The sequence below is a fragment of the Stenotrophomonas sp. PS02300 genome (assembly GCF_029959395.1).
Classification (GTDB): Bacteria; Pseudomonadota; Gammaproteobacteria; order Xanthomonadales; family Xanthomonadaceae; genus Stenotrophomonas; species Stenotrophomonas maltophilia_AD.
In genome coordinates this window covers 50,126-72,042 of record NZ_JASCOP010000002.1, presented here as the reverse complement: position 1 = coordinate 72,042, position 21,917 = coordinate 50,126, and the positions used below count along the sequence as shown (strand labels likewise).

General features: G+C 69.7%; 22 protein-coding genes. 21 read left to right on the top strand and 1 reads right to left on the bottom strand.

Features of this window, described 5'->3' with window-relative positions; translation table 11 throughout:
* Positions 1-21: 21 nt before the first annotated feature.
* Entirely contained in the window at positions 22-1,044 is a 1,023-nt protein-coding gene (locus QMX79_RS01015; protein WP_282243490.1) for a pteridine-dependent deoxygenase, read from the bottom strand.
* Between the two features lie 179 nt (positions 1,045-1,223).
* Between QMX79_RS01015 and QMX79_RS01010 the strand changes: the two genes are divergently transcribed.
* From QMX79_RS01010 to QMX79_RS00910, 21 genes are all read left to right on the top strand, one after another.
* A complete protein-coding gene (locus tag QMX79_RS01010; protein WP_282243488.1) occupies positions 1,224-1,958 on the top strand; it encodes a beta-ketoacyl synthase chain length factor in 735 nt (244 codons plus the stop codon).
* Positions 1,951-2,754, top strand: coding sequence for a lysophospholipid acyltransferase family protein (locus QMX79_RS01005; RefSeq protein ID WP_282243487.1), 804 nt, complete (start codon positions 1,951-1,953; stop codon positions 2,752-2,754). Before QMX79_RS01010 ends, QMX79_RS01005 begins: the two co-directional genes overlap by 8 nt.
* Positions 2,741-3,001, top strand: coding sequence for a phosphopantetheine-binding protein (locus QMX79_RS01000; RefSeq protein ID WP_068854459.1), 261 nt, complete (start codon positions 2,741-2,743; stop codon positions 2,999-3,001). Before QMX79_RS01005 ends, QMX79_RS01000 begins: the two co-directional genes overlap by 14 nt.
* A 19-nt stretch (positions 3,002-3,020) precedes the next feature.
* A complete protein-coding gene (locus tag QMX79_RS00995; protein ID WP_068854458.1) occupies positions 3,021-3,278 on the top strand; it encodes an acyl carrier protein in 258 nt (85 codons plus the stop codon).
* A 22-nt stretch (positions 3,279-3,300) separates the two neighbouring features.
* Positions 3,301-3,852: a hypothetical protein gene (locus QMX79_RS00990; RefSeq protein WP_282243483.1), complete on the top strand. Its 552-nt coding sequence runs from the start codon at positions 3,301-3,303 to the stop codon at positions 3,850-3,852.
* Positions 3,845-5,533: an AMP-binding protein gene (locus QMX79_RS00985; RefSeq protein ID WP_282243481.1), complete on the top strand. Its 1,689-nt coding sequence runs from the start codon at positions 3,845-3,847 to the stop codon at positions 5,531-5,533. The genes QMX79_RS00990 and QMX79_RS00985 overlap by 8 nt, the downstream gene beginning before the upstream one ends.
* Positions 5,526-6,278: a glycosyltransferase family 2 protein gene (locus QMX79_RS00980; protein ID WP_282243479.1), complete on the top strand. Its 753-nt coding sequence runs from the start codon at positions 5,526-5,528 to the stop codon at positions 6,276-6,278. Before QMX79_RS00985 ends, QMX79_RS00980 begins: the two co-directional genes overlap by 8 nt.
* A complete protein-coding gene (locus QMX79_RS00975; RefSeq protein ID WP_282243478.1) occupies positions 6,275-7,222 on the top strand; it encodes an acyltransferase in 948 nt (315 codons plus the stop codon). The genes QMX79_RS00980 and QMX79_RS00975 overlap by 4 nt, the downstream gene beginning before the upstream one ends.
* Positions 7,212-8,774 carry an aromatic amino acid ammonia-lyase gene (locus tag QMX79_RS00970; RefSeq protein ID WP_282243476.1) on the top strand — a complete coding sequence of 521 codons (1,563 nt, stop codon included), beginning with the start codon at positions 7,212-7,214 and terminating at the stop codon, positions 8,772-8,774. The genes QMX79_RS00975 and QMX79_RS00970 overlap by 11 nt, the downstream gene beginning before the upstream one ends.
* A complete protein-coding gene (locus tag QMX79_RS00965) occupies positions 8,761-9,183 on the top strand; it encodes an acyl-CoA thioesterase (RefSeq protein WP_282243475.1) in 423 nt (140 codons plus the stop codon). The genes QMX79_RS00970 and QMX79_RS00965 overlap by 14 nt, the downstream gene beginning before the upstream one ends.
* Positions 9,180-9,806 (top strand): outer membrane lipoprotein carrier protein LolA, encoded by a 627-nt coding sequence (locus QMX79_RS00960; protein WP_282243474.1) that lies wholly within the window; start codon positions 9,180-9,182, stop codon positions 9,804-9,806. The genes QMX79_RS00965 and QMX79_RS00960 overlap by 4 nt, the downstream gene beginning before the upstream one ends.
* A 4-nt stretch (positions 9,807-9,810) precedes the next feature.
* Positions 9,811-12,159: an MMPL family transporter gene (locus tag QMX79_RS00955; protein ID WP_282243473.1), complete on the top strand. Its 2,349-nt coding sequence runs from the start codon at positions 9,811-9,813 to the stop codon at positions 12,157-12,159.
* A 46-nt stretch (positions 12,160-12,205) separates the two neighbouring features.
* Positions 12,206-13,447: an NAD(P)/FAD-dependent oxidoreductase gene (locus tag QMX79_RS00950; RefSeq protein ID WP_282243472.1), complete on the top strand. Its 1,242-nt coding sequence runs from the start codon at positions 12,206-12,208 to the stop codon at positions 13,445-13,447.
* Positions 13,435-13,986 (top strand): DUF3261 domain-containing protein, encoded by a 552-nt coding sequence (locus QMX79_RS00945; RefSeq protein WP_282243471.1) that lies wholly within the window; start codon positions 13,435-13,437, stop codon positions 13,984-13,986. Before QMX79_RS00950 ends, QMX79_RS00945 begins: the two co-directional genes overlap by 13 nt.
* Entirely contained in the window at positions 13,983-15,170 is a 1,188-nt protein-coding gene (locus QMX79_RS00940; RefSeq protein WP_282243470.1) for a beta-ketoacyl-[acyl-carrier-protein] synthase family protein, read from the top strand. Before QMX79_RS00945 ends, QMX79_RS00940 begins: the two co-directional genes overlap by 4 nt.
* Positions 15,167-15,628 (top strand): hypothetical protein, encoded by a 462-nt coding sequence (locus tag QMX79_RS00935; RefSeq protein ID WP_282243469.1) that lies wholly within the window; start codon positions 15,167-15,169, stop codon positions 15,626-15,628. The genes QMX79_RS00940 and QMX79_RS00935 overlap by 4 nt, the downstream gene beginning before the upstream one ends.
* Positions 15,625-16,356, top strand: coding sequence for a 3-oxoacyl-ACP reductase FabG (gene fabG / locus QMX79_RS00930; RefSeq protein WP_093532654.1), 732 nt, complete (start codon positions 15,625-15,627; stop codon positions 16,354-16,356). The genes QMX79_RS00935 and fabG overlap by 4 nt, the downstream gene beginning before the upstream one ends.
* Positions 16,356-17,597 (top strand): beta-ketoacyl-ACP synthase, encoded by a 1,242-nt coding sequence (locus QMX79_RS00925; protein WP_282243465.1) that lies wholly within the window; start codon positions 16,356-16,358, stop codon positions 17,595-17,597. Before fabG ends, QMX79_RS00925 begins: the two co-directional genes overlap by 1 nt.
* A gap of 45 nt (positions 17,598-17,642) precedes the next feature.
* A complete protein-coding gene (locus tag QMX79_RS00920) occupies positions 17,643-18,080 on the top strand; it encodes an excinuclease ATPase subunit (RefSeq protein WP_282243463.1) in 438 nt (145 codons plus the stop codon).
* Between the two features lie 197 nt (positions 18,081-18,277).
* Positions 18,278-18,544, top strand: a complete 267-nt coding sequence (locus QMX79_RS00915) for a YcgL domain-containing protein (RefSeq protein ID WP_184126006.1) — start codon at positions 18,278-18,280, stop codon at positions 18,542-18,544.
* Positions 18,537-21,878 carry an ankyrin repeat domain-containing protein gene (locus tag QMX79_RS00910; protein ID WP_282243454.1) on the top strand — a complete coding sequence of 1,114 codons (3,342 nt, stop codon included), beginning with the start codon at positions 18,537-18,539 and terminating at the stop codon, positions 21,876-21,878. The genes QMX79_RS00915 and QMX79_RS00910 overlap by 8 nt, the downstream gene beginning before the upstream one ends.
* Positions 21,879-21,917 lie beyond the last annotated feature (39 nt).

Here is a 21,917-nt window from a genome sequence, read left to right as displayed (position 1 = left end):
GACCAACGGTCGTCACGCCCTTCAACCGTGCAGGCCTTCAATCTCGACCAGCAATTCGGCGCGGCACACCTCGGCATGCAGCACCACGAACGCTGGCGAACCCGGCAGTCCGGCCATCCGCGCGGCAATGGCCGGCATGTCTTCGGCACGGCGCACGTACACCTTCAACAGTGATTCGGCGCCCAGCGTGGCCGGCAACCCGGGCCGCTGCAGGCGCGCGGCATCCACCAGGCTCTGCAGGTTGGTCAGGGTCTCTTCCAGCTGCTCACCCACCGAACCGGTGTGCTGCGAGACATGCCCGACGATGGCCGCCGTGCCCGACTGCAGCAGCGGCAGGCCGGTGGCCAGCGGCGGCAGCAGGGCGCGCGAGAAGCTGGGCGACTGCGGGCCGTACTGGCGCGGGTAGCGGAAGGCGCTGACCTGGCGCGGGTTTTCCAGCGGCAGGCCGGCCTCGCGGGCCGCCAGCCAGTACACCTGCAGCCGGCGCACGCCATCGAACCGGCCAATGCAGGTGGCCGCCGGCAGGGCGGCCTCGTCCAGCTCGCGCAGGCCGCGTACCCGGCCCACGCAGAAACGCCGGTAGCGTTCCTGGTCGCCGTCGCCTTCGGTCACCGCATCCAGGTAGTTCCAGGTGCGCAGCAGGTGCGGGAAACCGCAGTTGGTCAGAAAATTGCTCATTCGAGCGTAGGCATCTGCCGCGGCCGATTCGATATCGCCGTCGACTTCGTCAATCTCGATCGCGCCGAACAGCAAGGTGTCGTTGGCCGACCAGCGCACGCCGTCGCGCACGCCATGCTGGACCGGGGCGGCGCCCTGCCAGATCTCGACCTGCGCCGGGCCCTGTTCGGCCAGTGGTACCTGCAGCCAGCGCGGGTCGTCGCAAGGTGCGGCAGCGGCCGAAAACCCGAACACGGCCAGCGTGCGCGGATCGGCCAGGGCGGCATCGCGTTCAGCAGCGAGGGCATAAAACGCACGGAACAGCGCGGGGTCTGCCGAGGGGGAAAGGACCTGCGCGGCCGCTACGCTGTGGATCGTGCTACTCATTTCAGATTGTGAAAGCTGCCAGTGCCGAGGGTGTCATGATAGCGTGCGCTCCTTTCGCGGCGTGCCCAGACACGCCGGACGATGTCGAAGACAGGCGTGGACCGGCTGGAATGGGGGAGCCGATCCGCGTTGCCGCCGTGGCTCGTGCTGTCCAGGTGCCCATAACCATGTTGGCGTGAATGATCGAGTTCTCTGTTGTGGATTGGTCGGCCTGGGCACCGGGACTGACCACGAAATCGGATTGGCAGGCGTGGGCCCAAGCACCGACCCTGCCCGAAGGCGCCGACACGCCCGCGTTGCCGGAAGTGCCGGCCATGCAGCGCCGCCGCATCGAGCGCCTGGGCCGCATGGCCATCCAGGCCGCCTGCTGGTGTGAACAGCCTGACGATGCCGGCCAGGTGCCGCTGGTGTTCGCGTCCCGGCATGGCGACGTGGCCCGTTCGATGGAACTGCTGGACACCCTGCGCCAGGACGCCCCCATGTCGCCCACCGGCTTCGGCCTGTCGGTGCACAACGCGGTGGCCGCGCTGTATTCGATCGCGCGCGGCCAGCGCGGCAACTACCTGGCCCTGGCCGGCGGCCGTGGCACGGTGGAGGCCGCCTGCGTGGAGGCCTTCGGGCTGCTCGCCGATGGCGCCCCGGAAGTGCGCGTGATCGCCTATGAATCGCCGCTGCCGGCGGTCTACGCCGGGTTTGCCGACGAGCCCGACCCGTTCTTCGCGTGGTGCTGGCGGCTGGCCCGCGCCGATGCGCCGGGCACCCGGCTGTCGCTGGGCTGGGGCCGGGGCGGGCAGGACAGCCCGCTCGGCGCGTTGCCGCACAGCCTGGACGCGCTGCGCTTCCTGCTGTCCGGCGAACCGGCGCTGCAGTTCCAGGCCGATGGTCAGCAATGGTCCTGGCAGCGCCATGGCTGAGCGCTGGCCCGCCCGCCTCGACCACGCCTGGCGCGTGGTCGGTACCGGCTTCAGCTTCGCCGCCTTCGGGATCGGCGGGCTGCTGCTCGGCGGGCTGCTGTTTCCGCTGCTGTTGCTGGTCCGCCACACGGCCCGGCGGCGCACCCTGGCGCGCCGGCTGGTCCAGTTCAGTTTCGCCAGCCATGTCGCCCTGATGCGCTGGCTGGGGGTGATGACGTACGAGATCCGCGGCGCGGAACGCCTGCAGCGCAACGGTCTGCTGATCCTGGCCAACCATCCCACCCTGATCGACGTGGTGCTGCTGATCGCCCAGCTGCCCAACGCCGACTGCGTGGTGAAGCAGGCTGTCGCCTGCAACCCGTTCATGCGCGGCCCGGTCCGCGCGGCCGGCTATGTGGCCAATAGCGACGGCGCGGGCCTGATCGACGACTGCATCGCGGCCGTCCACGCCGGGGGCAATCTGGTGATCTTCCCCGAGGGCACCCGCACTGTCCCGGGACAGCCGCTGCGGCTGCAGCGCGGGGCCGCCAACATTGCCGTCCGGGGCCGGCTGGACATTACCCCGGTCAGGATCACCTGCACCCCGCCTACCCTGACCAAGGGCCAGAAATGGTATCGTGTGCCATCACGGCGTTTTCACGTTCAGCTGGAAGTCGGGGAAGATCTCCCGATCGCCCCGTTCCTGACCGGGGCCGACGACACGCCCAGGGGGGATGCCTTGGCGGCCCGGCGCGTGACAGATCACCTTGCCCACTACTTTGACTTCGCTGGAGAACCAAGCCGTGCAGGCACTTGAGCACGAGATCAAGGAATTGATCATTTCATCGCTTTCATTGGAAGACATCACTCCGGACGATATCGACGCCGCCGCACCCCTGTTCGTGGAGGGGCTGGGCCTGGATTCGATCGACGCGCTTGAACTTGGTTTGGCCCTGCAGAAAAAGTACGGTGTCAGCCTGTCCGCCGACTCGGAAGAGACCCGTCGCCATTTTTCCAGCGTGCGTGCCCTTGGCGAGTTTGTCGCCGCACGCCAGCAGTCTTAACGGCGTCTCAGGATTTGCCATGACCAAGAACGAACTTTTCGATCGCATCGTCAAGATCCTCAAGGACAGCTTTGAGATCGAACCGGTGCGCATCACGCCCCAGGCCCGCCTGTACGACGACCTGGACATCGACAGCATCGATGCCGTGGACCTGATCGTGCAGCTCAAGCCGCTGCTCGGCCGCAACCTGCAGCCGGAAGCCTTCAAGGCGGTCCGCACCGTGCAGGACATCGTCGATGTGGTGCATGGGCTGCTGCCCGGGCAAGCGGCCGCCTGACGGCAGCTGCTGAAGAACGACCATGGTCCGGGTACGCGTCGCGGCGTTTGCAGTGCTGTCGCTGGCGTACCCGCTGGTGGTGTACCTCTCGCTGGGTCGGTTCGAGCCGCGCTGGATGGCGCTGCTGCTGTTCGCCCTGGCCGCGCTGCGTGCGCTGACCACCCGCCAGCCGGTGTGGTGGGCCGCTGCGATCGGCGCCGGCCTGCTGGCCCTGCTGGCCACCGCGTTCAACCAGGCCCTGCCGCTGAAGCTGTACCCGGCGCTGGTGAATGCGGTGATGCTGGTGATCTTCGCCACCAGCCTGCGTTTCCCGCCCAGCGCGGTGGAGCGGCTGGCGCGCTTGACCGAGCCGGAACTGCCGCCGTTCGCCGTGGTCTATACCCGCCGTGTCACCCAGGTGTGGTGCGGCTTTTTTGTTCTCAACGGGGGCCTGGCCCTGTTCACGGCGTTCTGGGCCTCCAACCAGGTCTGGGCGCTCTACAACGGATTGTTGGCGTACGTGATGATGGGTGTCCTGTTTGGCGGTGAATGGCTGGTGCGGCGGCGGGTGAAGGCGGCACACGCGCATGGGTGAGTGGATCGCGCTGGACCGGTTGGCGCAGCTGCCCCGCGCCGAACGCATCGTCGGCATCGATGCCATGGGCAGCGCCGTGGCGCACCCGCAGTTCCGCACCCGGGTCATCGGCTGGCAGCAGGCGTTCGCCGCCGCGCCCGGCCGCGACTGGGCGCTCTATTTCGACGACACCCTGGACTTCGCCGCCGCGATGTTCGGCGCCTGGCATGCCGGCAAGCGGGTATTCCTGGGCGGCGACAACCTGCCGGCCACCCTGGAAGGGCTGGCCCCGCGCGTGGCCGGCTTCGCCGGTGACGTGCCGGCGCATTTCGCGCCGCTGCAGCCGCTCGATCTGGCCGAACCGCAGGGCGAACTGGCCCCGCTGGACGAAGACGCGCTGGAACTGGTGGTGTTCACCTCCGGCAGCACCGGCGCACCCAGCGCGATCAGCAAGCGCATGCGCCAGCTGACCCGCGAGGTGGATGCGCTGCAGGCCGCCTTCGGTGACCAGCTCGATGGCGCGCAGGTGCACGGCACCGTGTCGCACCAGCACATCTATGGCCTGCTGTTCCGCGTGCTGTGGCCGCTGGCCGCGGGCCGCGCGATCCAGCCGCGCCGTTTCTTCCATGAAGACCTGGTCAGCGCGCTGGCACGGCAGCCGTCGGTGCTGGTGGCCACTCCGGCCCACCTCAAGCGCCTGCCCGAACAGCTGGACTGGTCGTCGTTGAACGGCCGGCTGCGCGCGGTGTTTTCCTCCGGTGGCCCGCTGCCCAGCGAGGCTGCGCTGCAGGCGCGCACGCTGCTGGGCGTGGCGCCCACCGAAGTGTTCGGCAGCAGCGAAACCGGCGGTATCGCCTGGCGCCGCTGGAGCGCGGAACAACCGCAGTGGCACCCGCTGCCGGGCGTGTCCTGGCGGATCGAGGACGGCTGCCTGGCGGTGTCCTCGCCGCACCTGGCCGACGACGCCTGGTGGCAGACCCAGGACCGCGTGGAAGCCGATGCGGGGCGCAGCTTCCGCCTGCTCGGGCGCGCCGACCGCATCGTCAAGATCGAAGAACGCCGGGTCTCGCTCGACGCGCTGGAACAGCAGCTGCGCGCCCACCCGCAGGTGCAGGACGTGCGCGTGCTGGTGCTGCCGGGTGCGCGCGAACAGCTCGCCGCCGTGGTGGTTCCGCACAGTGGCGGCGTGGCGCAGTGGACCGATGCGCAGCGGCGCCAGCTGTCGCAGGTGCTGGGCGCACACCTGGCCCACAGCCATGATGCGGTGACCCGCCCGCGGCGCTGGCGCTTCATCGATGAGCTGCCGTACAACGCGCAGGGCAAGATCACCGCTGCCGCGCTGGAAGCGCTGTTCCGGCCGCTGCTGCCGGCGGCCCAGTGGCAGCAGCGCGACGCGGATGCCGCCGTGCTGGTGCTGCCGTTGGAGCCGGACCTGGTGGCCTTCGACGGCCACTTCCCGCAGGCGAAGATCCTGCCCGGCGTGGTGCAGCTGGACTGGGCGATCCATTACGCGCGCGAAGCCTTCACCATGCCGCCGCGCTTCGAGCGGATGGACGCGCTGAAGTTCCAGCACGTGGCGCGGCCGGGCGACCGGCTGCAGCTGACGCTGGGCTGGGATGCGCTCAAATCGGTGCTGAGCTTCCGTTACGTCTCCGACCACGGCGTGCATGCCAGCGGCCGGGTGGTGTTCGGCGATGCGTGAGCCGCTGGTGGTGATTCCGGTCTACGACCACGAACACGCCATCGGCGCGGTGGTGCAGGGCGTGCGCGCCAGTGGGCTGCCGTGCCTGCTGGTGGACGACGGCTCGCACCCGGCCTGCGCGCAGGTGCTGCAGGCGTTGGCGCAGGCCCACCCTGACCAGGTCACGCTGCTGCGCCTTGAGTTGAACCAGGGCAAGGGCGGCGCGATGCTGGCCGGCTTCGCCGAAGCGGCGCGGCGTGGGCATACCCACGTGCTGCAGATCGATGCCGACGGCCAGCACGACCCGGCCGACATTCCGCGCTTCGTGGCCCTGGCCACGCAGCACCCGCAGGCCGTGATCTGCGGCATTCCGGCCTACGACGACAGCGTGCCCAAGGCACGCCTGTACGGTCGCTATGCGACTCATATCTGGGTTTGGATCAACACACTGTCGCTGCAGATCCGCGATTCGATGTGCGGCTTCCGGCTGTATCCGCTCGCCCCGGTCACCCGCCTGGTCGGAGAGGAAACCATCGGCCGGCGCATGGATTTCGACAGCGAGATCCTGGTGCGGCTGTTCTGGCGTGGCGTGCGGGTGATCAGCATTTCCACCCGGGTCACCTATCCCAGCGATGGCGTGTCGCACTTCGATGTGTGGCGCGACAACGTGCGCATCAGCCGCATGCATACCCGCCTGTTCTTCGGCATGCTGCGGCGCGCACCGCGCCTGCTGTGGCGCCGCGTCGCAGGAACCGCGGCGGCATGAACGCACCGGCACCAGCCAACACCCCGCACTGGGCCGACCTGGGCGAAAGCACCTCGGCCGCCGGGGTGCTGTTCCTGTGCTGGGTGCACCGCTGGTTCGGGCGCTGGCCGTTCCGCCTGTGCGTGTACCCGGTGGTGCTGTGCCATTGGCTGGGCAACGGCGTGGCGCGCCGTGCCTCGCTGCAGTACCTGCAGCGCCTGCAGGCGCACACCGGGGTGCTCGGCGGCACGCCGGGGCGCTGGACCAGCCTGAAACACTTCGCGCTGTTCGCCGACACGCTGCTGGACAAGCTGCTCGGCCTGGGCGGGCGTTACCCGCCCGAGCGCATCCACCTGCAGCGCGACCTGATGCTGGAAAAGATCGCGCGCCGCGAAGGCGGGCTGATCCTCACCGCGCACATCGGCTGCCTGGAACTGTGCCAGGTGCTGGCCGAGCAGGTGCCCGGCTTCCACATCACCGTGCTGGTGCACACCGCGCACGCGCAGCGCTTCAACCGGCTGATGCAGCGGCTGGATCCGCTGGCCTCGGTGGAACTGATGCAGGTCACCGACATGGGCCCGGCCACCGCCGTGGAACTGCAGCGCCGCGTGCAGGCCGGCGGTTTCGTGGCCATCGTCGGCGACCGCGTGCCGCTGCGCGGCGGGCGCACCGTGCCGGCCCCGTTCCTGGGCCACACCGCGCAGTTCCCGATCGGTGCCTATGTCCTCGCGTCGGCGCTGGCCTGCCCGGTGTACACCATGGCCTGCCTGCACGAAGGCAACGGCTACCGCGTGCGCTTCGAGCACTTCAGCGACCGCATCATCCTGCCGCGCGGCTCGCGCGACGCCGCGCTGACCGCGCAGGCCGAACATTTCGCCCGGTGGCTGGAACTCCAGGTCACCGAAGCCCCCTTGGACTGGTTCAACTTCTTCCCCTTCTGGGATCAGGCATCTCATGGCACGTAATGCAGGCTCCACCCCGGCCCGGACCCTCCGCTTCGGCGATGCGCCGCTGACCATCGAAGACGTGGTCGCGCTGTCGCAGCGCCAGGCCGACGCCATGGTCAGTGACGACCCGGCGTTCACCGCGCGCATCCAGCGCGGCGCCGATTTCCTCGACCGCCTGCTGCGCGAAGACGGGGTGATCTACGGCGTGACCACCGGCTACGGCGATTCGTGCACGGTCAACATTCCGCCGGCGCTGGTGGCCGAACTGCCGCACCACCTGTTCACCTACCACGGCTGTGGCCTGGGCCGCTTCCTGGACGCGCAGGAGACCCGCGCGGTGATCGCCGCGCGCCTGGCCTCGCTGGTGCGTGGCATGTCCGGCGTGAGCCATCCGCTGCTGCAGGGCCTGGCCACGCTGCTGCGCCACGACGTGCTGCCGTTGATTCCAGCCGAAGGTTCGGTCGGCGCCAGTGGCGACCTCACTCCGCTGTCCTACGTGGCCGCCGTGCTGTGTGGCGAACGCGAAGTGATGTACCAGGGCGCACGCCGCCCGGCCGCCGACGTGCTGGCCGAGATCGGCATGGCGCCGCTGCGGCTGCGGCCCAAGGAAGGCCTGGCGATCATGAACGGCACCGCGGTGATGACCGCACTGGCCTGCCTGGCCTACGACCGCGCGGATTACCTGACCAAGCTGGCCACCCGCCTGACCGCCTTCAACGTGCTGGCCAGCGACGGCAACGCGCACCACTTCGATGAAATGCTGTTCGCTGCCAAGCCGCACCCGGGCCAGATGCAGATCGCCGCGCGCCTGCGCGACGACCTGCACAGCGACCGCCCGCCGCGCAATGAACAGCGCCTGCAGGACCGCTACTCGCTGCGCTGCGCCCCGCACGTGATCGGCGTGGTCCAGGACGCGCTGCCGTTCCTGCGCCAGTTCATCGAAACCGAACTCAACAGCGCCAACGACAACCCGCTGATCGACGCCGATGGCGAGCGCATCCTGCACGGCGGCCATTTCTATGGCGGCCACATCGCGTTCGCCATGGATGCGCTGAAGAACACCATCGCAAACCTGGCCGACCTGCTCGACCGCCAGCTGGCGCTGGTGGTGGATGCGCGCTTCAACCACGGCCTGCCGGCCAACCTGTCGGCCTCCACCGGTGAGCGTGCGGCGATCAACCACGGCCTGAAGGCGCTGCAGATCAGCGTGTCGGCGTGGACCGCCGAAGCGCTCAAGCAGACCATGCCGGCCTCGGTGTTCTCGCGTTCCACCGAATGCCACAACCAGGACAAGGTCAGCATGGGCACCATCGCCGCGCGCGACTGCCTGCGCGTGATCGAGCTGACCGAACAGGTGGTGGCCGGCATGCTGATCGCCGCGCGCCAGGGCGTGGCCCTGCGCGAGCGGGTCGGCATGAACGCCACCCTGCACGGCGACCTGGCCGCGATGTACCAGGACCTGTGCGACCGCATCGCGCTGGTGGAAGAAGACCGCGCCCTGGACGGCGAGCTGCGCAGCCTGCTCGACGATATCCGTGGCCAGCGCTGGAGCCTGTATGACCGCCCCTGACCTGAGCTTCGAAGTCGCGCTGTCGCCGACCTTCCACGAATGCGACCCCATGCACGTGGTGTGGCACGGCAACTACTTCAAGTACTTCGAAGTCGCCCGCTGCGCGCTGCTGCAGCGCTACGACTACGACTACCCGCAGATGCGCGATTCCGGCTATATCTGGCCGGTGGTCGACGCGCGGGTGAAGTACATCCGCCCGCTGCTGTACGGCCAGGCGCTGCGCGTGCGCGCCAGCATCACCGAGTGGGAGAACCGCCTGAAGATCGCCTACGAGATCCTCGACGCCGACAGCGGCCAGGTGCTCACCCGCGCCCACACCATCCAGGTCGCGGTCGACGCGGCCACCAACGAAATGCTGTACCTGTGCCCGTCGGTGCTCTGGGAACGGCTGGGAGTACAGGCACCATGACCCGTTTCCTGCGCACGCTGGGCGTGCTGGTGCTGCTGGCCGTGGCCAGCCCCGTGCTCGCTGCGCCCGCTGCCGACGTGGACCTGGTCAAGCAGCGCGTGGCCAAGGTCAACGTGCTGCGTGGCGAGTTCAGCCAGGACAAGCAGGTGGCCGGTTTCAAGAACCCGCTGCGCTCGCAGGGCCGCTTCGTGCTGGCCCAGGACCGGGGCGTGATCTGGACCACGCTCAAGCCGTTCCCCTCCGAAGTGGTGGTCACCCGCGACCGCATCCTCAGCCGCCAGCGCGACGGCAGCAGCCGGGTCGAACTGGATGGACGCCAGCAGCCGGCGATGCGCTCGGTCAACGCGATCATGTTCGCGCTGATGAGCGGCGATGCGCAGGCGCTGTCGGCGCAGTTCACGGTGAAGGTCGATGCGCTGCCCGACAACGGCTGGCGCATGCACCTCACCCCGCGCTCGCCGATGCTGGCCAAGGTGTTCAGCGCGCTTGAACTGAGCGGCGACCGTTACGTGCGCGAGGTGCAGATCACCGAGGCGAACCAGGATGTCACCCGCATCCACTTCGCCGCCCTGAGCGAAACCCCGGCGCAGCTGAGCGCCGACGAGGGCCGCCGGTTTGAATGAGTCGTTGAATTCGGCCTGGCGCGAGAACGGCCGGCTGCAGCGCGCATGGCGCTGGCTGGCGGTGGCCTGGCTGCTGGTGCTGGTCGGGCTGGGCGTGCAGCAGTGGCAGCTGTGGTCGAAGGAATCGCGGATCGACACCGACATCCTGGCGCTGCTGCCGCAGGATGCGCACGACCGGCTGCTGTCCGATGTGACCCGGCGCATCGCCGATGCTAACTCCCGGCAGATCGTAGTGCTGCTCGGCAGCGCTGACGGCGCGGCCACCAAGTCGGCCGAACAGGCCTTCCGCCAGAGCCTGCGTGACGATGCGCAGGGCAAGGCGCTGTTGCAGGAAAGCGGCTCCATCGAAGGCTGGTTCGACCAGGCACGCGCGTTCTACGCGCCGTACCGCGACCGCCTGCTGACCGACCCGCAGCGCCAGCGCCTGCAGGACGAGTCCGCTGAAAGCCTGTCCGAATCTGCGTTGGCCGCGTTGTACGGCCCGATGGGCGCACCGCGCCTGACCGAATGGCGGCAGGACCCGCTGTCGCTGTGGCCGCAGTGGTGGCAGGAGCGGGCAGCCGCTTCCGGCCTGCGCATGGGCGACGACGGCCTGCTGGAAGCCGACGGCAAGCACTGGTCGGTGATCCAGTATGAAACGCTGGGTTCGGCGTTCCAGCTTGATGGCGAACGCCATATCGACCTGCTGCTCGACGCTGCCACTGCGGCCGCCGCCAAGCACGCGCCCGGCCTGGAAGTACTGCGCGCCGGCGTGCCGTTGCACGCCGAAGCCGCTGCGGTGCAGGCCAACTGGGAAATCAACACCATCGGCTGGGGCTCGCTCGCAGCGGTGCTGCTGCTGGTGTGGCTGGCGTTCCGTTCGCTGCGGCCGATCCTGCTGGTGGCCGCCTCGCTGCTGATCGGCTGCGGCGTGGCGCTGGCGGTGACCGTGCTGGTGTTCGGCAAGGTGCACGTGCTGACCTTGGTGTTCGGCGCCTCGCTGGTCGGCGTGGCCGAGGATTACGGCATCCACTGGTTCGCCTCGCGCCAGGCCGAGCCGGCCGACCGCCGCTGGAAACTGCTGCGGCACCTGCTGCCCGGCCTCTGGCTGGCCTTAGTGACCAGCGCGCTGGCCTACCTCGCGCTGGGCCTGGCCCCGTTTCCCGGCCTGCGCCAGATGGCGCTGTTCTCCGTGGTGGGCCTGGCCGGTGCGTTCCTGACCGTGATCTTCTGGTTCCCGTGGCTGGATGGCGGCGAAATCCGTAGCACCCGCTTCGCGCGCTGGCTGGGTGCCACGCTGGAGCGCTGGCCGCGCCTGCACGGGCGCCGCCCGGTCGGCCTGTTCCTGGGCGCGGTGGTGCTGCTGTCGGGCCTGGGCATGCTGCGCCTGACCGCCGACGACAACCTGCGCAGCCTGCAGTCCTCGCCGATGTCGCTGATCAACCAGCAGATCCGCATCAGCCAGATGCTGGGCATGCCCAGCCCGGCGCAGTTCTACCTGGTGCAGGGCGACAACGCCGAACAGGTGCTGGAACGCGAGGAGGCGCTGATCGAGCGCCTGCGCGTGCTGTCGGCCAACAAGCAGATCGGCGGCTATCGTGCGATCAGCGAGTGGCTGCCGTCGGTACAGCGCCAGCACGCCGATGCCGCGCTGACCGCGCGGGTCGAGCCGCAAGTGCTGGCCGCCGTCGGCGAAACGGTTGGCGAAACCCTGCAGCGCCCGGACTACGCAGCGCAGGACCTGCAGGCCGAGGCGTTCCTGGCGTCGCCCGCCGCCATGCCATTCCGCCACCTGTGGCTGGGCGAAGTGGGCAAGGGCATGGCCTCGGTGGTGATGGTCGATGACCTCTCCCGCGCCGATGCGCTGGCCCTGCTCGAAGCGCAGGCCAAGGGCATCGACGGCGTGCGCTGGGTCGACCGCACCGCCGATTTCTCCGCGCTGCTCAAGCACTACCGCAAGCTCATGAGCGCGCTGTTGCTGGTGGGCATCGTGCTGGTGTTCGCGGTGCTGTACTGGCGCTACCGCGCGCAGGCGTGGCGCGTGTTCGCTCCCACGTTGGCCGCCGGTGCGCTCACCCTGGGCCTGCTCGGCCTGTTCGGGCAGCCGCTGCAGCTGTTCAATGTATTGGCGCTGATGCTGCTGCTCGGCATGGGCATCGATTACGGCATCTTCCTGATCGAACACCGGGGCGATGCCAGCGCCTGGCTGGCGGTGTGCGTGGGCGCGGCCAGTACCTGGCTGTCGTTCGGCCTGCTGGGCCTGTCGGCCACGCCGGCGCTGCGCGCGTTCGGCCTCACCCTGCTGTTCGGCATCGGCCTGGTGTGGTTGATCTCGCCGCTGTTCCGCCCGCCACCGCACGACGCACCGCACTGAGCGACCGCGCCGGATTCCCTCACACTTCTTGATCAAGGATGCATCGATGACCGCAGCACTGGAAACAACCGAAATCCTGGTGATCGGCGCAGGCCCCGCCGGTTCCGTGGCCGCCGCCATGCTGCGCCAGCAGGGCCGCCAGGTGCTGATGTTGGAGCGCCAGCAGTTCCCGCGCTTCTCCATCGGTGAGAGCCTGCTGCCGCAGAGCATGGAATACATCGAAGCGGCTGGCCTGCTGCAGGACGTGGTGGAAGCCGGTTTCCAGTACAAGAACGGCGCGGCCTTCGTGCGCGGCGAGCGCACCACCGAGTTCGACTTCCGCGACAAGTTCTCGCCGGGCTGGGGCACCACCTACCAGGTGCAGCGCGCCAACTTCGACGACGTGCTGGCGCGCGGTGCCGAGCGCATGGGCACCACCCTGCGTTTCGGCGATGAAGTGCTGTCGGTGGAGCCGGGCAGCCCGGCCCGCGTGCAGGTGCGCCGCCCGGATGGCAGCGAGTACACCATCGAAGCCGGTTTCATCCTCGATGCCAGCGGTTTCGCACGCCTGCTGCCGCGCCTGCTCAACCTGGAATCGCCGTCGAACTTCCCGGTGCGTGGCGCGATCTTCTGCCACGTGCGCGACCACATTCCGGCCGACGCCGGCTTCGACCGCAACAAGATCCTGATCACCACCCATCCCGAACACGTGGACGTGTGGTACTGGACCATCCCGTTCTCCAACGGCTGCTGTTCGCTCGGCGTGGTGGCCGAGCCGAGTTTCTTCGAGAAATACGAAGGCACCGACCTGGAGAAGCTGCAGGCCATCGTCGGCGAAGACCCGAACCTGACCCGCCTGCTGAAGAACGCCGAATGGGCGGTGCTGCCGGTGCGCACCATCACCGGCTACTCGGCCAACGTCAGCTCGCTGTGGGGCGAAGGCTACGCGCTGCTGGGCAATGCCGGCGAGTTCCTGGACCCGGTGTTCTCCTCCGGCGTGACCATCGCCTTCAAGTCCGCGCAGCTGGCCAGCGACTGCCTGGCGCGCCGGCATGCCGGTGAGCAGGTGGACTGGGAGCGCGAGTTCGCCATTCCGCTGCGCGCCGGGGTGAAGACCTTCCGCCGCTTCGTCGAAGCCTGGTACGCCGGTGGCTTCCAGAAGATCATCTACCACCCCGACCCGCAGCCGGACGTGCGCCGCATGATCTCCTCGATCCTGGCCGGGTATGCGTGGGACACCAACAACCCGTACGTGGCCGATGACAGCGGCCGCCGCCTGCGGGTGCTGGAGGAACTGTGCACCGGCTGATCCTGACGTTGCTGTTGAGCGTGCTGCTGGCCGCCTGCGCCAGCACCCGCATGCCCGCTCCCCTGGTGCAGCTGCCGACCCTGCAGCTGGCGCCGTCGGCGCTGGCAGAACCGCTGCAGCTGCAGCAGCGCCTGCAGTTCCGCTTCGGCAGCCACGAGCGCGAGCTGGATGCGCTGCTCGAGGCCGATGGCGAGCAGGTGCGGCTGGCGGTGCAGGCCATGGGCCAGACCGGCGTGCGCATGCTATGGGACGGGCACACCCTGGAACAGACCCGCGCCCCGTGGCTGCCGCCGCAGGTACGTGGCGAACGCGTGCTGGATGACCTTCAGTTCGCGCTGTGGCCGGCCGATGCCATCCGGGCGAAGCTGCCGGCGGGCTGGACCCTGGTCGAGGCCGACGGTGGCCGCCGCCTGGAGCAGGGTGGGAAGGCGTGGCTGGTACTGGAACCGCTCGACGGCGGCCGCCTGCGCCTGCGCAACCTGGCCGAAGGCTATGAACTGGTGATTGAATCGTTGGACATGGGACAGGCACGACAGTGAGCAGTACCGCGGTATATCTGAATGAGCTGGGCGTGACCTGCGCACTGGGCAGCGGGCGCGCGCAGGTGCGCGAGGGGCTGTTTGCCGACCAGCCCGGCGGCCTGTGCGACAACGACACCCTGGTCGCCGGGCGTACCCTGGCGCTGGGCGAAGTGAGCGGGCCGCTGCCGGACCTCTCGGCGTTGCCGGTGGCGCTGCGCGGACGCAACAACGCGCTGCTGGAATCGGCACTGCTGCAGATCCGCCCGGCGGTGGAGGCGGCGATCGCGCGTTTCGGCGCGGAGCGCGTCGCGGTGATCATCGGCACCAGCACCTCCGGCATCGGCGAATCCGAAGGCGCGCTGCGCCTGCAGGCCGACGAAGGCCACTGGCCGGAAGACTTCCACTATGCACAGCAGGAAATGGGCACCTCGGCGCGCTTCGTGCGCGAGCGGATCGGCAGCGAAGGCCCCGCCTGGACCATTTCCACCGCCTGCTCGTCCAGCGCCAAGGCGCTGATGTCCGCCGCGCGCCTGCTGCGTTCGGGCGTGGTCGACGCAGTGGTGGCCGGTGGCGCCGATTCGCTGTGCCGCTTCACCGTGGCCGGGTTCTGCGCGCTCGAATCGGTGTCGTCCGCGCGCTGCAACCCGTTCTCGCGCTACCGCAACGGCATCAACATCGGCGAGGGCGCCGCGCTGTTCCTGATGACCCGCGAGCCGGGCCCGGTGCGCCTGTCCGGCTGGGGTGAATCCTCCGACGCGCACCACATGTCCGCGCCGGACCCGCAGGCGCGTGGCGCCATCGATGCCATGCAGCAGGCGCTGGACCGCGCCGGCCTGGCCCCCGACCAGATTGATTACGTGAACCTGCACGGCACCGCCACCGGCCATAACGACGCCATGGAAAGCCTGGCCGTGGCCAGCGTGCTGGGCACGCAGGTGCCGGCCAGTTCGACCAAGCCGCTCACCGGCCACACCCTGGGCGCCTCGGGCGCGATCGAAGCGGCGCTGTGCTGGATGACCCTGGCCGACAACCCGGACCAGCGCCTGCCCACCCACTGGTGGGACGGGCAGGCCGACGACGCGCTGCCGGCGCTGGCGCTGGTGGCGCCCGGTGCGCACGCGGCGCAGCCGCTGCAGCACGTGCTCAGCCATTCGTTCGCCTTCGGCGGCAGCAATGCTGTGCTGGCGCTGGCGCGGGGATGAGCATGCAGCTGCCGACCGATATTGAAAGCGTGCTGCCGCATCGCGACAGCCTGCGGCTGATCGACCGGGTGGTCGACTGGCAGCCCGAGTCCATCGTGGTCGAAGTGGATGTCCCCGGCCACGGCCTGTTCACCGGCCCCGACGGCGTGCCCGCCTGGGTCGGCGTGGAGTACATGGCACAGGCGATTGCGGCCTGGGCCGGCTGCCGCGCACGCGCCGAGGGACGCGAGCCGTCGATCGGGTTCCTGCTCGGCACCCGCCGCTATACCGCCCACCAGCCGGCCTTCACGCCGGGCAGCTGCCTGCGGGTGGAGGCACACTGCGAGCTGATGGGCGAAAATGGGCTGGGCATGTTTGCCTGCCGGATCCTGGCAGGCGATGTTGAATTGGCGGTCGCCAACGTATCGGTGTTCGAACCACGCGATGCGATGGCTTATCTGGAGAGTGGAGAAGCATGACAGGGAATCTGACCGTGCTGGTGACCGGCGCCAGCCGGGGCATCGGCCGCGCCGTGGCGCTGCGGATCGCGCGCGATGGCTTCGACGTGGTGGTGCATTGCCGCAGCCGGATCGAGGAAGCGCAGGCGGTGGTCGCCGACATCCAGGCACTGGGCCGCCAGGCCCGGGTGCTGATGTTCGACGTGTCCGACCGCGAGGCCGCGCGCACCGCGCTGGAGGCGGATGTCGAGGCGCATGGCGCCTATTACGGCGTGGTCTGCAACGCCGGCATCGCCCGTGATGGCGCCTTCCCGGCCATGCCGGCCGAGGATTGGGACGCGGTGGTACACACCAACCTGGACAGCTTCTACAACGTGCTGCACCCGCTGGTGATGCCGATGGTGCGGCGGCGCAAGCCGGGCCGCATCGTCACCCTGTCGTCGGTATCGGGGCTGGTCGGCAACCGCGGGCAGACCAACTACAGCGCGGCCAAGGCCGGCATCATCGGCGCCACCAAGGCGCTGGCGCTGGAACTGGCCAGCCGTGCGATCACCGTCAACTGCGTGGCTCCGGGCCTGATCGAGACCGAGATGGTCAACGAAGAAGTGCTCGAGCACGCCCTGAAACTCATTCCCGCCGGGCGCATGGGCCAGCCGGACGAAGTCGCGCACGCGGTCTCGTTCCTGCTGTCCGAATCGGCCGGCTACATCACCCGCCAGGTGATCTCGGTCAACGGAGGCATGGTCTGATGAGCCGACCCGATCGTCGCGTGGTGGTGACCGGTGCTGCCGCCATCAGCCCGCTGGGGCATGACTGGCCGAGCATCCGCGCGCGCCTGCATGCGCAGGAAAACGCGGTGCGCTACATCCCCGGCTGGGAGGTCTTCGACGGCCTCAACACGCGCCTGGCCGCACCGGCCGAAGACTACGAGCTGCCGTCCAACTACAACCGCAAGACCACCCGCAGCATGGGCAAGGTGGCGGTGATGTCGGTGCGCGCCACCGAACTGGCGCTGGAAGCGGCCGGCCTGCTCGGCCACCCGGTGCTGCGCAGCGGCCTGGCCGGCGTGGCCTACGGCTCGTCGTCGGGCAGCCACGAGGCCACCGCCGAATTCGGCCGCATGCTCCACGAGCACACCACCGAAGGCATCAGCGCCACCACCTACCTGAAGATGATGAGCCACACCTCGCCGGTGAACATCGGCGTGTTCTTCGGCTTGTCCGGCCGGGTCTACACCACCTCCAGCGCCTGCACCTCGGGCAGCCAGGGCGTGGGGTCGGGCTACGAAGCCATCCGCAGCGGCAAGCAGACGGTGATGGTCACCGGCGGTGCGGAACAGCTAGACGCCACGGCGGCGGCGGTGTTCGACACCCTGTTCGCCACCAGCGTGCGCAACGACGCACCCAAGACCACGCCCAGCCCGTTCGACGCCCACCGCGACGGCCTGGTGCTGGGCGAGGGCGCCGGCACCCTGATCCTGGAAGAGCTCGAACACGCGCAGGCGCGCGGCGCCACCATCCTGGCCGAAGTGGTCGGCTACGGCACCAACAGCGACGGCCAGCACGTCACCCAGCCCACCGCCGACACCATGGCCCAGGCCATGCGCCTGGCGCTGGAAGACGCCGGGCTGGAACCGCAGCAGATCGGCTACGTCAACGCGCACGGCACCGCCACCGAACACGGCGACATCGCTGAAACCCAGGCCACCGCCCAGGTGTTCGGCCCGGGCATGCCGATCAGCTCGCTGAAAAGCTACGTCGGCCACATGCTCGGCGCCTGCGGTGCGTTCGAAGCCTGGGTGACCATCGAAATGATGCGCGAAGGCTGGTTCGCCCCGACCCTGAACCTGCACGAGGTCGACCCACGCTGCGGCGCGCTCGACTTCATCCGCGGCGAAGGCCGGCAGATGCAGCCCGAGTACGTGATGAGCAACAACTTCGCCTTCGGCGGCATCAACACCTCGTTGATCTTCCGCCGCTGGCAGGACTGACTTTCCCCCGAGCAACACCCGCCTTACCAACAAGGAGATGTTTGAATGCGTCGTTTTGCCCTGATTGCCGCCACCGCCCTGCTCGCCGTTGCCAGCACCGCCAACGCCCGTGAAACCCGGGTCGAGCTGCCGCTGCATGAGCTGATCAATTCCCCGGAAGCCAAGGCCGCCGGTATCGACGGCAGCGTCCGCTTCTTCCTCGCCGGCGAAAAGGTCAACGTCCAGCAGCGCCTTGGCGAAGACGTGACCAACAAGAAGACCAACGCCGCCAACAAGAGCGATGCCGTGGCCTGCAACTGGGTCGCCCTGTCGGCGCTGAAGGCGCTGCAGGACGGCGCCAAGTCGCGCGGCGCCAACGCCGTGGTCGACGTGGTCAGCTACTACAAGAAGAACGAATTCAAGAGCACCACCAACTTCGAATGCTACGCGGGCGCCATCCTGGCCGGCGTCGCCCTGAAGGGCACCTACGCAAAGGTGAAGTGACGCTTCGCGGCACTTCACGGGGGGCGGTCGCCGTGCACTCCACGGTGGCCGCTCTAGCTGAACACCGCCGCGACATTGATGAACCTGAATCTGCCGCGCGCCAGTAAACCGACACCTTGGCGCCTGCCCGGCTTTCGTAGTTGCCTGCTTTACTCCACAATCGGCGTATCTATTCCCAGGGCCAAGCCCCGCGGGCAATGCAAGCCTACGTCTACAAAAGCCAACGCAAGCAGGACACTTACGTCTACCTCGCCGCCCGCGACGCCTTCGATGCCATCCCCGATGCGCTGAAGGCCACGCTGGCGCCGTTCGCATTCGTGCTGGAAGTCGCCCTGACCCCCGACCGTCGCCTCGCCTTGGCTGACGCCGATCAAGTGCGCGCCAACCTCAAAGAGCGCGGCTTCCACCTGCAGATGCCACCGCCGCCGGTCGCGCCCGTGAAGGTGCCGCGCCGCGATGACTGACATTCCGCGCACCCGCGCTGCCGCCATCGCCTTCGCCACGGGCGGCCTGCTGTCGCTGGCCGCGGTGCTGGGCGGGGTGCCGGCTGCGCTGGGTGCCGCACTGGCGCAGCCGGCGTTCGCGCTGGGGGTGTCGTGGTGGCGGCGCAGCCGTGCCGTGCCGGCGATGCCCCAACTGGGCCGCCAGGACCTGCCCGCGCTGCTCGCGCTGTGGTCGGTGGGCCCGGCATTGCTGGCCCTGCTCGTGGCCTGGCCGCTGGCCGCGCTGCACGACAGCGGCAGCCTGGCCGCCGTGCTTGGCCTGAGCGTGGCGGTGAGTGCCGCGCTGCTCGGTGTCTGGCGCACGTGGCCACTGTGGAATGAAATCGAACGCAGCGACGGCAGCCTGGCGCGCCACTGGCGCACCCTGGCCGGTCGCGATCTCAGCGCCTGGCGCGGGCTGGTCGTGGCCGCGCTGGTGGTGGCCATCTGCGCGCTGGTGGTGGTGCCGGCGTGGCCAGGGCTGGTGCCCGACGGCATGCGCTGGACCTTCGCGCTGGCGGTGCTGATCGGTTCGCCGCTGGCCCACCTGGCCCTGCAGCGCATCGCGCCGGCCGACCTGCTGGGCAGCCGCAGCGTGACGGACCTGGGCCGCGATCCGTTCGCCGCCGCCGCGCAGCCCGACGATCCGACCCAACCGCTGGAACCACTAGCCCAGCACGAACGCCTGCCGGCGCTGTACGAAGCCGCGCGCAGCGGCCGGGTCGACCGCGCCCTGCAGCTGCTGGCCGCCGGGGCAGACCCGCAGGGCCTGCCCGACCCGTCCTGGCGCGACCAGCGCAGCCTGGTGGTGCTGGCCGCCGTGCTGCCCGACCTGCGCCTGCTGCGCGAGCTGATCGCGCGTGGCGTAGGCGTCAACACCCCGCACAAGGGCATGACCCCGCTGCTGGCCGCCACCCGCGACAGCTGGCACGGCCGCCCGGAAGCGGTGATGACCCTGCTGGCCAACGGCGCCGATTCGCGCGCGGTCGACAGCGACGGCAACACCCCGCTGCACCACGCTGCGCGCAGCTCCGACCCCGGCGTGGCCGCATTGCTGCGCGATGCCGCGGCTGAAGTGGATGCGCTGAACAATGACGGCTGGTCGCCGCTGGCGGTGGCCTGCCAGGTCGGCAACTGGCGGCTGGCGCGGTTCCTGCTCGAGCGCGGCGCGCGTACCGAACCGGCCGAAGGCACCCCGGTGCTGCTGGCTGCAGCCGGCACCGAAGAAGACGATCCGGCCGGCGTGCAGCTGCTGCTCAAGCACAAGGCACGCGCCGATGCGCGCGACCGCCAGCGCCGCAGCGCCCTGCATGAAGCGGCCTTGGCCGGCCACGTGGACATCATCGATGTGCTGCTGGCCGCCGGCGCCAACCTCGAATCGCGCGATGCGCTATCGCGCACGCCGTGGCTGGAAGCCGCGCGCGGCGGCCGTGCCGGCGTGGTCGAACACCTGCTGCCGCACAAGCCCGACCTGCATGCGGTCGACGTGGAAGGCCGCAATGCAGTGCTGCTGGCCTGCATGGCCGACAACGTCTCGCCGTTGCTGGTCCGCCGCCTGCTGGACCTGGGCATTGCCGCCGACGTGCCGGATCCGCAGGGCCGCCGCGCGGTGGATATCGCGGCCGCCGCCGGGCGCTGGGCGATCGTCTCGCTGCTGGACCGCAGCTATCCGCTGCCCACCGCGGTGAGCGATGGCCTGGCCAGCGCCGGCGATGACGACAGCGGCCAGGGCAGCCCGGCACTGCCGGACCGCCCGCCGCTGGACCTTCTGCGCGAAGCGCTGGGCTTCGGCAACGTGGATGGCATGGCCTCGCTGGCCCGCCTGTGCAGCCCGGACGAACTGGGTGGCCTGCTGCACGATGGCGAACTGGCGCTGGACCCGCACGCAGTGGACTGGCTGCTGGCGCATGGCGCCGCGCCGGAAGTCCTGGATGCCTGCGGCGATACCCCGATGTTCGCGCTGCTGGCGCGCGGCATCGATGCGGTGCCCGCGCTGCAGGTGCTGCTGCGCCGGGGCGTATCGCCGACCGGCGTCGGTGGCCTGGCGCGCCTGCTCAGCGCCTGCGCCCAGCACGACCAGGCCGCGCGCGGGCTGGAACAGCTTGCACTGGAACTGCTGGAGCGCGGTGCCGATCCCTTCGCGCCATCGCCGGCCGGGGATCCGCCGCTGTCGCTGGCCGTGCGACTGGGCTGGCTGCGCCTGCAGCAGGCCCTGCTCACCCTCGGCGTGGACCGCGAAGCGCGCGACAGCCACGGCATGACCGCGCTGCACCTGGCTACCGCGCTGGCCCGCGAAGGCTCGCTGAAGCTGCTCGTGCAGCAGGGCGCCTCGCCCGAAGCCCGCGCTGCCGATGGCCAGACCCCGCTGGGCGTGGCGCTGTCGATCGGCCGCCGCGACCTGGCCGACTGGCTGGATTGGCGCGTGTGGCAGCTGCCGCGCCGCGCGCTGCGTGCCGCCGATCTTCCCGCGGCCGCGATGGCCGGCGATGCCGACGCGGTGCGCCGCCTGAACGACCTGGGCTTCGCCGTGGACGTGGTGGATGCGCAGGGCTGCACCGCGCTGCTGCGTGCCGCCGGTGGCGGCCACCTGGCCGTGGTCGACCTGCTGCTGGCGCGTGGCGCCAACCCGCAGCACGCTGCAGCCAGTGGCGCCACGCCGTTGTCGGCAGCAGTGAGCATGCGCCAGATCGACATCGTGTCGGCGCTGCTGGATGCCGGTGCGGAGCTGGAATACAAGCTGCCCGGTGGCGTGACCGTGCTGATGCTGGCGTCGGCGCTGGGCCTGCCGGACATCGCCGCGCGCCTGCTCACCGCCGGTGCCGATGTCCACGCCAGTGATGCGCAGCAGCTGGGGCCGCTGCATTGCGCGGCGCTGTACGGCTTTGGTGCACGCGATCGTTCGCGCCTGCTGGCACTGCTGGATACGTTGCTGCTGGCCGGTGCCGAGCCGGACCAGGCCGCGGCCGGTTCGGTCACCCCGCTGCTGTTGCTGCTGGGCGCGCGCGCCGAGCCGGGTACGGCCTGCGACGAGCAGATCGTGCTGGCCGCCGTGGAACGCCTGCTGGATGAAGACGTGTCGCTGGAGGCGCGTGACCCGCGTGGCTTCGGTCCGCTGCACCTGGCCGCATTGCACGGGTTGCCGCTGCTGGTGCAGCGCCTGCTCCGTGCAGGTGCGGACCCGGACGTACGCGATGCGCTCAACCGCAGCCCGCGCGAGATCGCGGTGATGCGCGGTTTCATCGACGTGGCCGGCGAGTTCGAACCGCGCGTGCCGGGCGTTTCGTCGATGGCCCGGTTCCTGCGCGATAACGGCTGATACGGGGCGCACGACCAACGGTCGTGCGCTACCGCCGGT